Below are 12991 nucleotides of genomic sequence, written 5' to 3'. Positions count from 1 at the left end.
TCGGCCTCCTTCACCATGCCCTGCGATACCTTGGGCGAATCTCGGCCCTGATGGAACCGGCACCGGTCATGCTGATGTTCAACGGAACTGACTGTCCCGCTGGGATGGGGGCAAACGACGCACTCCCCAGATCGATGGTTCGGTCCACAGGGTTCCTGAGCGTTTCACCGTCCCAGTCGCCGTACAGAGCGATCTGTTCGGTTGGGTCTGTATCCAGGAGGATTGCTTTGCCCTCAGGGATTGTGAACGGGACCGGGACGGCCGTATCCCCGACTCCAACGGAAGCGACCGTCGATGGGCCTGCGATCACCCAGACAGGCCAGGCCGGTTCGTCTCCGGTGTTCGGGATCGAAGCGGAAGCCATGGTTGACCCTGAGCTGATGTTGTATGGGGTTGCCTTGCCAGGTGCGTTGAAGAAGTCCTTCGGCACACGGTTCTGCCATGTCCGAGAGATCGTCTTGCCAAGCCAGAACGGCTTATCAGCAGTGAGCGCGATCCCGTACACGGCCCACCCCTGACGTACTGGGTCGATGCTGTAGCCGTCGTCCTGGACGGATTCGAACCTGCACGAAAGCTCGCGAGAGGAACCGTCCGGCAGGGTAGCTTTCCAGATCCCGGGCTTGTCGGGGTCCATGGTCCGCCACAGAGCCTGGTCGCGCCTGACCCAGTCCATGGACGAATCATCGTGGTAGATGAACAGCGGCCAGAACACCCGTCTCGCCTGCACCACTGAACCACGGTAATGCTGGCCGGACACAGCGGGTGATGTCTTGGTCCATATCTGCCATTCCGGAGCGCCTAGACCCTCCACGCTCTCATTCCGAAGGAACACCCCAGCGGACGGGTCGGTCAGGTCCCACATGGAACCGTCCCAACCCGTCCATGTCAGCGCGACACCCGTGAACGCTTTCACTGGGGGAGCTGGCGGGGAATAGGGGATGCCATAAACAATCCCTGCCACTAGACCCTCCCAATCCCGGCGAGCGCGTTGGCCCGCCGCTTTCGACGCTCGACTTCATCAACGATCTGCACAGGTGTAGCTCCGTAGACGTCACCGTTCACGGTGAAGCCCCCACTGCCCTGCCCAGCGAAGCTGCCGGGCACAGCAGGGACGAAAGATGCCGGCACGTAGGGTTGCGAGGCGATTGCCCTCGGGATCTGCACCAGGGCATCGACAGCGCCAGTCACAAGACCCATGCCGTCACGGACGCCCAAGGCGAGGCCAGCCGGAACCTGCCGCCCAACCTCATACCGGAAGACCCTGGATGGGCTGTGGATCCCGAGGTTCTTTTTCACCTGCGAGGTCATCCGGTCCGTGATCTTCTTGACCGCCGCGTCGATGGCCTTGAGATTCCCGGACAGGCCCTTGACAAGGCCTTGCTGAGCCGCGATCCCGGCCCCGTACATCCCATTCGCCAGGGACATGCCTGCAGACTGTGAGACGGATCCAAGCTGCTTCCACTGCCCATTGAGCTGTGAGACAACACCCTTGCCGCCCGCGATCAGCGCCTTCGCAAATGCTCCGCCCTTCTCACTGCCAAGGTCACCTATCTGCGCCATGAGGCTAGCGTCCAGACCCAATGAGCGGAGCTTGTCGAGCTGGCCTTTGAAAGCCGCGACGTTCGAGACCGTTCTCTTCACTGCAAGGAGAATGCCATTTGCATCTCGCCCAGCCAGATTGCCCAAGTCGAACTCGTCCCGGAACTTCTCGGCCGCGTCACTGGCCGCCTTGTCCCGTGTCTTGACCGCGTCCGAAAGGCTCTTCTGCGCCGTCTTCAGGCGGGATGCGATGCTGGCACGCTGGGTGGTGAGTTTGGAGATCTGCTTATTGCTGGCGCTGATCATCCGCGACGTAGCATCTAGCGTCCGCCCCAGGGATGTTTCCCGGGTTGCCTCGGCAAGCTTCTGCCTGCCCTGAGCGACCAGGTCAGAGACGCGCTTATTCCGCTTCGAGATCGCAGCGTAGTAGGCGGTCATCTTCTTCGCGTTGGCCTTCGCGTCATTCCCCAGAGTCGGGGCCTTCGCCCCCGACACCTGAGCGGCGCGGCTCATCAGAGACGAGGCAGCCTTGCGGAGCTGGTCTGCCTTCGTAAAGTGTTTCGTAGCGGAGTCGGTAACCTTCTTAGCCACGGCGTTGATGGCTGCCGTTGCCTGGGGCGCGGTCTTCTTCACGCCCGAGGTCAGGCCCTGGATGATGTACGTGCCGATCTTCGCGAACTCACGGGATGGCGAGTGGATACCAAGGAGACCTTTGACCCCGGAGAGCATCTTCCCGCCAACATCCATTACAGCGTTGACGGCGTTTTGCACCATTCCGCCGATGCCGTTGATGAGGCCCTGGATCATGTCGCGGCCGACCTGAACTAGTGAGTTCGTGAGCCCTGCCACAGCACCAAGGATCCGCCCTGGAAGACCTTGGAAGAACGAGACGACATTGTTGATTCCGGATGAGATTGCGCCCGTCAGGCTCGACCACAGGCCAGAGAAGAACGACTTGATACCGTTCCAAGCGGAGTTCCAGAGTGAGCTGATGAACGACAGGCCAGCACCGATGATGGAACGAACGATGTTGATCGCACCCGTAATGATCGAGCCAATGGCGTTCCAGATGCCGCCGAAGACGTTTTTGATGCCTTCCCACACCTGGGACCAGTTACCGGAAATGACGCCGGTCACGACCTGGATCACGCCCTGGATGATCTGCATGACCGAAGTGATGACGTTTGCGATCACGCCGAAGACTGTCGTAACCACCGGCATAAGCGCTTGGATCGCGGGCACCAGGACGGCGAGCAGGATGTTCACTACTGGCCCGATGGCTCCGACGATGGCGCTGAAGATCGACACCACCGGGGGAAGGACCGAGGAAACGAGCTGGGTGATGATCGGCACCAGCATCCCCACTAGGGAGGACACGAGCGGAGCGACTGCAGCCACGACCTGGCCGATGACAGGGGCCAGGGTGGTGAATGCCTGGCCGAGGGCGGTGATGATTGTGGATACCACCGGCATGAGCTGAACGAACGCGCCCGACAGGATCGCGACGAGCTGTCCCGCCATCGCCGTCACCGAGGGCATGACCGCTGCGAGGGCACCCAGCGCCGAACCTGCGAGCTGGCCCAGAAGGGTTACGATCTGCGGCAGTACAGGGCCGAGGGCCTGGAAGATCAGACCGAGCGGGCTGAATGACGAAACGAGCTGCAACGCCTGGGCGGCGAGTTGCCCGATGACCGGCATCAGCGGTGCGATGGCCGGGCCGATGGCGTCGAACACCTTTCGCATGTTGAGTCCGAGCTGTTCCATGAAACCGGCGAACCCGGATGAGGTGACGTCATCTCCGCCTGCTGCGAATGCGGCGAAGAACGCCTTCACCGAGCCCACGCCTTCGCGGGCTATCAGGCCGACGCGCTCAAGCACCCCGGCGAAACCGGAACTGGTGACATCCGATCCGCCGTCTTTGTAGGCGGCGATCATGGCGGTTACTCCGCCCTTGATCTCGTTCAGAGCTGGCGCAGCTTTCTGCCCCAGGCCGGTCGCGGCCTTCCCGACCGCATCGAATGCGCCGCCGAGTCCGGACGTCAGCCCGTTGATTGCCCCGGTAAGAGCGGGCTTCATGGCGTTCAATGCCGACATGAGGCCCGAGTTGATCGTGGCTTGGAGGTTGCCGATGGCACCTTCGAAGGTCTTGGTGGACTTGGCCGCCTCGACGGCGACGGGCTGGTTTCCTAGCTTGAGGATCGCCGCGTTGAACTCTTCGGCGGTGATCTCGCCCTTTTCCATGGCGTCGCGGAAGTTCCCGGTGTAGGCCCCGGCGTCCTTCATGGACTTCATCAGCGGACCCGCCGCGCCGGCCACTGCGTCAGTGAGCTGGTTCCAGTTCTCGGTGGTGAGCTTCCCGGAACCAGCGGTCTGTGTCATGACCATCGCTACGGACTTGAACGACTCGGCATTTCCACCTGCGACGGCGTTGAGGTTGCCCGCGGCCTTGGTCAGGCCGGTGTAGTCCTTGATGCCGTTAGAGGCGAGCTGGGCGATGGTGTTCTGGATTGTGGGGAGGTCGAACACGGTTTCGTCCGCGTACTTCTTGGCCGCCGCTGCTGCCTTGTCGATTGCGTCGGTCTTGAGGCCGGCGAAGTTCATGGTGGCCTTGAACTTGTCGGTCGCGTCGCTCGCCTCAGCGGCCTCCTTGATGAACCCGCCGAATGCCCCCGTCAGTGAGGACGTGACGGATGCCGCGATACCGGCGATGGCCCCGCCAGCCAGGAAGCTCCCGGCAAACCCCTTGCCTGCCGCAGCGCCAGCGGCGCTACCAGCGCCGCCGAGTTCCCGGATGACCCGCTGCCCCTGGCCCCCGGTGGAGATAACGAGGTTCGCGTAGGCGGTCGCCAGTTCAGATCCCATGGGGCCTCCTGGAATGCGGCTAGCCCCCACACCGTGAAGGTGCAGGGGCTAGCGGTTTCGGTTGTAATAGGCGGCTTGTCGTACGGTGACGAACTTGAACACGCCGGCCTTCGTGGTGTGCGCGACCTTCCCGGGCGGGGGGGCTGGGGATCGCCGTTTCGCGTCCCACTTCTTGAAAGCCTCCAACGACATCGGCCTGCCCTTGAACGTCTTCCTGGTGTTGTCCTCGAATCCGGGACGTGGGATCGGTTTGGGAGGGCGTTTGCCCTTGTGACCGTCTGAGGTCTTCTGCCAGGCCAGGACAGCGAGGCGGTCCGCGATGAGCGCGGTGAGCTGCTCAAGACCTGTCCACCCATCGCCGATGGCCCGTTTGGTCGCAGAGTCCTCGGGCAGGTGAACTGCGAACTCGGCCACCTCCCAAAGCCCGTACCCATTGACGCGGCCGGTGTGGTTGAGCCGGAGTTGGTAGTAGCGCCGGAAGTCGGCGCGTAGCTGCCCGCCATACTCTCGATTGAGAGCGGCGAGCGTTAGGAGTTTGGGTCCAGGGCCTTGAAGAGTTCGCCCACGAACTCCGCGCCGTCTGTGATCGAAACACGGCCCGTCTCCGGGTCGCGGAGGATCTTCATGGCCTCCTTGAAGTGCTCCCTGCCGAGGACACGGCGGAGGATGCTGGGGAGTGCCTGGGGTTCGTCGTTGTCCATGGAGTTCAGATCATCGAGAAGCTCGAAGTCATCCATGACCTCGAGCGGCACGGTGACCGTCAGGCCACGAATGGTGATGGTTCGGGAGCCATCCTTGTCGACCTTTGGCTTGCGGTCCTGGGGCTTCTTCGCCCCTTCCGGGATCGTTGTGGTTTCGTCGGTGATCTTGATTTCAGACATGTGTGCCTCCTGCGGGCAGAGAACAGAACGGGATGGTGCGGGACTGGTGGTGACCTGTGGGGCGCGGTCCCGCAACACGCGCCCCACAGGGGCTTGGATCAGGCCGAGTAGATGTAGGCCTTCGTTCCGGTGGCGTCCGGGTAGGCGGTCAGGGTGATGTCGTAGCCGACAGCTTCGTCCGTCTTGAAGACCATGTCCCCGCGCTCGGTGACCTGTGCGTCAGGGAGCACGATGCGGCTGACCTCAGTGCCGTCCTTGATCTCGATGGCCCACACGTTGTGGCTTGTCTGAGCGGCGGTGATCTTGACCTCGGTGTCCGTGGCATCCGGATCTGCGTAGTAAATCTGTGCCGTCTCGCCGTTTGTCTCGATCATGGTGAACTGATACGTGACTTCGTGGCTGGTCTGGATCTTCCGGACCACATCACCGTTCTGCCATGCCTTGATGTCGGACTGGTCGGTGCTGATGGACTGGGTAACGCCGTCCTCCGACACGTACCCGACATCCTTGAATGCGGCGGCAAGGGCCGTGGTCGCATCGACAGGCAGTGTGGTTCCGAGCGGGGCGATGTTGCACGAACCGGTGACGGCGACGCGCACGTTTGCGGCAGTGAGTGCCATGTTGTCCCTCCTGGGGGCATGAAAAAAGCCCCGCCGGGTGGCAGGGCTTGCAAGGTTTGGGTTGGGTTAGATCGGCGTGCCGCGAACGAGGAGTTCGAAGTTCTGCCGGTAGCGCGGGATCTTGGCGTCCGGGTCGGGGAGATCCACGAGCCCGCCCATGGGGGTGGCCCGGTAGATGACGACGTCCATTGCTGGGGAATCGGTACTGGCCGGGACGGTGATGGTGTCGTTGTACAGGGATGACAGGTGCGCCCGGACGAGCTGCGCCTTGGCCTTGGCAACGTTCTTCGTCGGCCCCCACGTATCGACCATGAGGAATGCCGCCTCGTGGATCGGCGAGTATTGGCGGCCGCCAGCGTCGCTGATGAGAACGAACTGGTCCGGACGAGGATTCGGCTCAGTGCCGACAATGGTGAGCCCAGGGATCTTCCCGACCAGCCATAGCCGGGCCGCTGCCAGGGCATTGCCGAACAGGACCGCTTGGTTAGCCACCGCCCACCGCCTTCGACAGCGCGCCGTACTTCGCCTCGGCCCGGTAGCCTTCGGCGCTGTTCGGGAAGATCGCCACACGGGCACGGCTTCCGCCAGTGTGGGTGTCCCTTTCGAACCCGGGGCCGGCGTTGTCGATGATTCGCTCAGCCTCGTACTCGAGGAATGCGACCACGGCGGGATCGTTTCGGAGTTCCCGGAACCCCCTGTTGTTGAGCTTCACTCTGGCGGCCATCAGCCCTCCACTCGCTTGAGGTTGATCCTGTACCCCGGAGCCCATCGCCAGGGCCCGTGGTTGTAGTCCTCGGGCCAGCCGACAGCGAAGAACTCGACGCCGTCGATGATGACTTTGTCCTGGGGCTTCGTGAACCCGGTGGGGCTGTAGAGGTCCAGATCGCGGTCAACGCCGGAGCCTGTGGGGCGAATCTCCGTGTCCGGCCCGGGAGGTGCCCAGCCCATGACCTTCTGGTCTGGGCGGGGCTCCCAGTGCTCAGGGAGCGGGTCGCCCATGGGGTCCGTGCCGGACGCGATGCGTTCCTGGTGACCGACCGTGTAGGGGGTGGGGAACTTCATGGTGTCCCGCCCTCGTAGATCGGTTCCCCGGCGATGTCGGTCCCGCAGGAGCAGTACGTTGCACCGAAGTTCAGACTGCACCAGGGGAGGTGGATGCCGTCCGGCCGGAATGCGATCTGCACCCCGAACGCCTTCGACTTCCCGCAGCCGAGCGCGATCTTCTCCTGCTTGTTCAGGTAGTAGTTACCGTCGGGGTTCGAGACCTTCCAGGTTTGCTGGAATGGCCCGGCTCCCTGGGTCATGGATTCCATGCCTTCGCCGCCATCGGGGGTGCCCATCGAGCGGCGAACCACGGCGCACACCACCCGGCGGCGGGTTGATGGGCTGGCGTTGGCGGCCCCTGAGCAGACGTCCAAGATGAACTGGGACGCATCCTCAAGGGCCACCGTCGCCGCTTCCTCGGCACCGAGCGGGAAGTCGGGCCACCGCTGCTTCAACTCGTCCACCGTGGCGAACGGAAACGGTGTCACTTCAGCCATGGCCCGACCTCCTTACTCGTCCTCGGACTTCTCGCCCTCGCCGCCGTCGCCCTGTCCCTCGGATTCCTCGGTGGCGGGCTTGGCGGCTTCCTTGGCCTTGGCCGTCCGCACGGTGGCGGTCTTACGCGTGGGCTGCTTCGAAGTCGCAGGCGGGACGTAGTCGGCTTCCGGGACGTACTGGGAGCTGAGGCCGGAGACCAGCTCTTCGTTGACGTTCACGCGAACGCCCAGCGTCCGGTGAACCAACGTGATCAGGTCGCTCACGGAGTCACGTCCTCAATGACCGCGAAACGGTCTGCGTAGACGTACCAGGCGTAGACGATCTCCATACGGAGAGCGACTTCGTTGTGGCCCTTGAGGTCACGGCCCGTGTTGTCCGGGTCGCCGTAGGGGATGACCTGGAAGGGGATTTCCTTCTGGATGCCCCAGCGGATGCCCTCATCGAAGTCGCCCACGATAGCGCGGACCTTGTTGTCCGTGGTGTCCGCGTCGCGGGCCTTGCCCTGGACGGTCGTGGACACGGAGGCGCGCAGTCCGGCCAGGTTGGTGATGTTCAGGCCCATGCCCAGCTCGGGGAACTTCTTGCGGCCGTCCGGGTAGCGTTCCGTGGTGAAGGAGTGGGCGTAGCCGCGAGTGAGGGCGATGCCTGTCGGGGCGAAGCCGTCAGCGATCACCAGGCCGGTTGCGGCTTCCAGCTCAGCTTCGGGGCCCGCCGCGCCGATCTCGACCCGCTTGGTGGTCGAGTTCAGGTAGTTGGTCCAGGAGGTGATCGCGTTTCCGGTCTTGGGGTTCAGGCGGAAGTACGCGCCGAGATCCAGGGCACGGGACAGGGCGCGAGAGCCCTTCTCCGCGAACTTGTCCAGGATGCCCAGCTGGTAGTCCTCGTCGGCCCACAGGAACTCATCGGAGGTGCGGTAGGTGACGACGGCCTTGTGCGGGGTCGCCTTGGCGGAGGTCGGCTTGATGTCCTCGGATGACTTCGCGCCGCCTTCCTCCACGAACTCCGCAGCCGGGTCCTGGTCGAAGGAAACGACGGTGACTTCGCCGAACTTCATCGGCTCCTGGGTGGACAGTGCCGAGATGGTGCCGGAGGTCTTGGACTTCTCCACCATGCCGTCGAGGATCTGCGCCGGGAGGATGCCGGACAGGTCAGAGGTGTAAACAGCCATTTCGCTGCCTCTCTACTTAGGAATTGGTTCCGAGGACGCCGCGCAGCCATTCCTTGCGCGGGTCGTCGGTGATCTTGGATGGGGTCTTCCCCTGGGCGGGGACGACGGGTGCGGTCTGTTTGGTCCCACGGAAGGCCAGAAGCGCGTCAGCGGCGGCTTCGATCTCTTCCCGGGTCCCACCGCTCAGAAGGTTCTCCGGGACGCCCTTAGCGGCTGCCACAGAGGCGCGCAGTGCGGTTGCCTCAAGGCGGGCGTTCTCTTTGGCGAGCTGTTCGGCTCGCTCGGTGGCCTTCTGCAGTTCGGTCTTGTTCGCGTTCTCGAGCTGCGTGAGCTGTTCGGCCTTAGCCTTCAGCGCGTCGTAGTCCGCGTAACGCGCCTTTTCCCGAGCCAGGCGCTGCCCCAGGACCCGGTCAAGGTCCTCCTGAGAGGTGATCGGCTCAAACTGCTTGCCTTCCGGCTGCATCTGGGTCTCGGTGGTTTCTCCCGCTGGTGCGGTGTTGGTCGTGTCGCCCAAGGCGGCACCTCACTTTCTTCCGTTTAGGCCCCGTACGGGCATAGAGGGTGATCACCGCGCAGACGGGCGCGTACCGCTTCACGGGAGAACCGTGGAAGTCACTTCACGCCGAGTTCGGCGCGCATGTATTGAAGGACCTGGCTGGTCCGGTCCTTGGCCGAGGACTTCTCACCCGTGGGGGTTTCCCAGTGGCCGGTGCCGGAGCGTGAGCCGTCCTTGGTGCGTTCGGCAGGGACCCAGATCTTGCCGTCCTGGGCCTGCTCGTAGCCCTTGCGGTAGGTGTCCAGGTAGCGGTCCGCGTCGGATTGCATCTGCACCGCGTTCTGAGGGGTGACCGCGACGACGGCGCACCGGCAGTGGTCGTGGAAGGACTCACCCAAGCGTCGGGATCCGCGGGGGTTGATGCCCCTGCCCTGCCCGCCACGACGGCCCTTGGTCTTCTCCAAGGGCACCCCACGGCCCACCACCGTCCCGGCTGACTCCTTGGACGTGTAGGCGGCACCACGGGAGGCGAGCATCCCGCAGAACGCGCAACAGCCCGGCTTAGGGACGCGCTGGTAGCCCATGCCGCCCTGCGCCTCGGCGTTGCCGATCATGGTGTCAGCGGCCATCTCGGTCAGGACCCGCGTCAACCCACCGGACAGGAGCGAGAACATCAGCGCGTTCCCGCCCTGCTCGAGTGCTGCCGGGCGGCTCGCCCAACCGGCCAGGGAGTCCCACCGGTCAGCGCCAGGGCCAGCGAGGCTCTGAGCGTCCACAGGGTTCCGGATCTCGAGGACCTGTTGCAGCTCCGTGAAGAACTGCGCCGAGATCAGCGAGGTCATCCCCGCGTACTGGTCACCCAACACCGGCAACAGCTCCCGCATGGTCCGCCGCTTCACCTCAGGCGAGGCATCCCGGACCGGACCGATAGTGCGCTGTAGATCGACAAGCGCTCTGGTCGAAAGCTCGCCAAGAAGCATGGAATAGCTGTTGACCATGGCGAGAGGAATCACAGGAGACCTCCCTGATCTGGTTACGCGGTTGCCTGGTTGTCGGCACCCTTGGCGACCTCAGCGGCCACCTCAGGAGTCACGGCGGTCTGGCCGGCCACGCGGTTGATGAAGTCCGCGACCATGCCCTGTTTCGCCTCGTTCCGCAGGCTGTCAACCTCGTCATCGGTAAAGACCCGGCCAGCGAGCGTCGGGTACTGGATGAGCTGAGGAAGTACAGGGGCGAGTTTCGTGAGCGCGTCAGCCTCAGCCGACATAGAGCGGAACTCCGGATTGCGGAACCGTGCCGAGAGCTTCCAGAACTCGTCCGGGAGGCTCGTCTCGTTCTCCTTGACCATGTACGCCAACCCGGCGATCTCTTCCACGGCAGGGGCAAGAACGTATTGGTTCTGCCACATGATGTCGATCAGAAGCTCATGCTCAGCAGCACGGATCGCCTCGGCACTGGACGGCTGATCATGCAGCACACCGAGAGAAGATGGCGACAAGCCAGTCTCACCACTGAACGCCATCGCTACCGTTCGAAGCATGTCGCTGTGAGGGGTCATCGTCGCCTGCTGCAACTGCTTGAGCTGCGGAATGTCGCCGTCCTCGTCCTTAGTGAGCGCGAGGAGGCGAGACATCGCAAGCTTGAACTTGGCCTCTTCCACAGACCCGCTGAAGGCATCCTCCGCAATGCCCAAGATCGCGAGCTGCGGAGTCGAATAGAACTCGGCATTGCCTTCCATGCGAACGAACGCGCGGACAGCCATGTCGTTCAAGGCCATTACGGAATTCGTAAGCCGTGAGCGACCAAACGGCGCATTACCCTGAGGGTCGTTCCGTACAGGCACGCCGAGGACGCGGCCAATGGGGTTTTCGTCCTTCTGGGCAGTCCACTTTGCACCATCAAGGGTGCAGGTGATGACGAAGTCATCCAGCCAGACGATGAACTCGGTTGGGTTGCTGCGTTGGTCAACGTCCGTGATAGTCAGTAGGGCTTCCAAGCGGCGCTTGCGGCGGTTCCAGATGCCAGCAGAGGTTTCGGCAGAGTGTCCGATGATCTGCGCCGGGGCCTCTCCTTTGTCTCCCTTAGCGACCGTCACGAAAGACACTGAGTGCTTGTTCGCCCCGGTTACGGCCTGCTGGAACTCGAGCCCAAAGTTGTTGGCCTTGAACACCTCGCCAAGCTCGAACGGGTCATCCGAACCAGGAAGATGTAGGCCATCAAACTGCACTCGCAGTGACGGTCGACGAACCGCCATCGCCGCCCAGGAGAGGTAGAACTTGGCGTTGCGGAGCTGCGGAGGCAGGGCGATGCCGAGGTCCTTGAACGGGTTCTCCGCATCGGCGTACTGGGAACGGCGGAGCGTCTTGGGCAGGCGAGCGGCCCACGTAGCGAAGAGCTTCCGGGTGGTCCTCAGTTCATCGTCGGTGAGCCCTTCGACTGTCAGATTGGAGAGATCCTTGTAGCCCCATGTCATAGGAATCCTCCTTTTCGGCCTGGCCGTCGTTTCGTTGTCTTTGCGCCCCAGTACGCCAAGGTTGCGGCGTCTAGCAGGGCGACGCTGGTCCCGTCAGCGGGGGAGTCCCAGCCGAAGCCGCCAGCGTTGCCGATCTTGCGCTTGATGGCCGCCTCAGCCTGGGTGGTCAGCTCGGATTCCCCCGAGTGCTCGAGACCGCCTTCGATCACGGCCCGTTCGAACATGCTGTGCGCGGCGATGGCTTCCTCGGTGTTCGGGGTCAGGATGGCCTTGGCCGGCACCTTCTCCTGGCGAAGCGCGTTCACGAGGAACCCGACACCAGAGCGACCGTCAATGACGATCTGCGCGGCCTCGTCCTTCCGCTCGACCAGGAAGTCCACCAGCCAGGCCGTGGACTGGGACGCCGACATCGACTTGATGCCCTCAACGAAGATCGGCGCGTCCGGATCGTCCGGACGAAGAGCGCCAGAGAGGGCCACCGTCGCGCCGTCCGGGGAGAACTTCACCCCGAACACCTTCCGGCCACCCTCAGGCTTGACGCCCTTGCGTTTGCCCCACAGACCAGGGGAGAAGGCTGTCTTGACGGTCTTCCGCTCATCCCAGATGCCAAGGCCCTCGCGAAGGAACGATTCGACGTTCCCCAGGAGCTTCCGCATCCGCAGGATCGCGGCACGCTTCACACGGTGAGGGAACGACGGGTTGGCTTTCGCCCACTGGGATTCGTCACCCGGATTGGCGTGCCGGTCAGCGGAGAACTCGACGTAAAGGGTGTCAGGATCGTCGTCATGCAGCTTGGCCGCACGTCGGCCACTGAACACCTCGCCCGGATCGATCGGACGCGGCGGAGTCCCGATCAGGATAACCAGACCATTCGCGGCGGCGTTCGTCGCCGGCACCATGTCTTCCATCGCCTTCTCAGTGAGGATCTGCGCCTCATCCAAGACGATGATGTCCACCTCGGCGAAGCCGCGACCGAAGCCCGCCTCACGGGCACCGAACAGGATCCGCGACCCGTTGGTGAACTCGATCTCCTGCTCACCGTTAGTCTTACGGATCGCCTTGATGAACGGGGCGATCCTCTTCCGCTTCGCCATGGACTCCATGGCCTTGAACGTCTCGTTGTGAGTCCTGGTCCGGTGAGCCGTCCAGAGAACAAGAGTCCCGGGGTCTCTCTGGCAGAGAGCGAAGATCAGGGCACCGATGGTGAAGGTCTTGCCGACCTGCCGGGGGATGGAGATGATCGCTCCACCGATGCCACAGGCATACAGGCCATCGTCACGCTGAGCGGTGATCGCCTTACTCAAACCGACCTGCCAGGTATCCATGTCGATACCCATCCGGTCCAGCTCCGGCGCGATCTCCGGCCACCGATGAGTGACGATGCCCTCCGGCATCAGCAAGTGGCGGGCT

Annotated in this window: 15 protein-coding genes; all 15 read right to left on the bottom strand. The window is 63.4% G+C overall.

Annotated elements, in window-relative coordinates:
* Positions 1-10: 10 nt before the first annotated feature.
* A complete protein-coding gene (locus AB6732_RS15480; RefSeq protein ID WP_370960790.1) occupies positions 11-961 on the bottom strand; it encodes a hypothetical protein in 951 nt (316 codons plus the stop codon).
* Positions 961-4401, bottom strand: a complete 3441-nt coding sequence (locus tag AB6732_RS15475) for a tape measure protein (protein WP_370960789.1) — start codon at positions 4399-4401, stop codon at positions 961-963. The genes AB6732_RS15480 and AB6732_RS15475 overlap by 1 nt, the downstream gene beginning before the upstream one ends.
* A gap of 48 nt (positions 4402-4449) precedes the next feature.
* Positions 4450-4815: a DUF5361 domain-containing protein gene (locus tag AB6732_RS15470; protein WP_370960788.1), complete on the bottom strand. Its 366-nt coding sequence runs from the start codon at positions 4813-4815 to the stop codon at positions 4450-4452.
* Positions 4816-4928: 113 nt separating this feature from the next.
* Entirely contained in the window at positions 4929-5282 is a 354-nt protein-coding gene (locus AB6732_RS15465; RefSeq protein WP_370960787.1) for a hypothetical protein, read from the bottom strand.
* 98 nt (positions 5283-5380) lie between these two features.
* A complete protein-coding gene (locus tag AB6732_RS15460; RefSeq protein WP_370960786.1) occupies positions 5381-5902 on the bottom strand; it encodes a hypothetical protein in 522 nt (173 codons plus the stop codon).
* Positions 5903-5968: 66 nt separating this feature from the next.
* Positions 5969-6394, bottom strand: a complete 426-nt coding sequence (locus AB6732_RS15455; protein WP_370960785.1) for a hypothetical protein — start codon at positions 6392-6394, stop codon at positions 5969-5971.
* Positions 6387-6626, bottom strand: coding sequence for a hypothetical protein (locus AB6732_RS15450; protein ID WP_370960784.1), 240 nt, complete (start codon positions 6624-6626; stop codon positions 6387-6389). Before AB6732_RS15450 ends, AB6732_RS15455 begins: the two co-directional genes overlap by 8 nt.
* The gene (locus AB6732_RS15445) at positions 6626-6964 is read right to left on the bottom strand and encodes a hypothetical protein (RefSeq protein WP_370960783.1); all 339 of its coding nucleotides are present in this window, start codon (positions 6962-6964) and stop codon (positions 6626-6628) included. The genes AB6732_RS15450 and AB6732_RS15445 overlap by 1 nt, the downstream gene beginning before the upstream one ends.
* Positions 6961-7443 carry a hypothetical protein gene (locus AB6732_RS15440; RefSeq protein WP_370960782.1) on the bottom strand — a complete coding sequence of 161 codons (483 nt, stop codon included), beginning with the start codon at positions 7441-7443 and terminating at the stop codon, positions 6961-6963. Before AB6732_RS15440 ends, AB6732_RS15445 begins: the two co-directional genes overlap by 4 nt.
* A gap of 12 nt (positions 7444-7455) precedes the next feature.
* Positions 7456-7707 (bottom strand): hypothetical protein, encoded by a 252-nt coding sequence (locus tag AB6732_RS15435; protein ID WP_370960781.1) that lies wholly within the window; start codon positions 7705-7707, stop codon positions 7456-7458.
* On the bottom strand, positions 7704-8612 hold the full coding sequence (locus tag AB6732_RS15430) for a major capsid protein (RefSeq protein ID WP_370960780.1): 909 nt from the start codon (positions 8610-8612) through the stop codon (positions 7704-7706). Before AB6732_RS15430 ends, AB6732_RS15435 begins: the two co-directional genes overlap by 4 nt.
* A gap of 16 nt (positions 8613-8628) precedes the next feature.
* Complete coding sequence (locus AB6732_RS15425; protein WP_370960779.1) at positions 8629-9126, bottom strand: hypothetical protein; 498 nt, start codon at positions 9124-9126, stop codon at positions 8629-8631.
* Positions 9127-9224: 98 nt separating this feature from the next.
* Positions 9225-9992: a hypothetical protein gene (locus AB6732_RS15420; protein ID WP_370960778.1), complete on the bottom strand. Its 768-nt coding sequence runs from the start codon at positions 9990-9992 to the stop codon at positions 9225-9227.
* Between the two features lie 149 nt (positions 9993-10141).
* Positions 10142-11581, bottom strand: coding sequence for a phage portal protein (locus tag AB6732_RS15415; protein ID WP_370960777.1), 1440 nt, complete (start codon positions 11579-11581; stop codon positions 10142-10144).
* Positions 11578-12975, bottom strand: coding sequence for a terminase large subunit domain-containing protein (locus tag AB6732_RS15410; protein ID WP_370961028.1), 1398 nt, complete (start codon positions 12973-12975; stop codon positions 11578-11580). Before AB6732_RS15410 ends, AB6732_RS15415 begins: the two co-directional genes overlap by 4 nt.
* Positions 12976-12991 lie beyond the last annotated feature (16 nt).

It is taken from the genome of Arthrobacter sp. RCC_34, from assembly GCF_041360795.1.
Classification (GTDB): Bacteria; Actinomycetota; Actinomycetes; order Actinomycetales; family Micrococcaceae; genus Arthrobacter_E.
The sequence above is the reverse complement of the archived record's forward strand: the minus strand, read 5'-3'. Positions and strand labels throughout refer to the sequence as shown.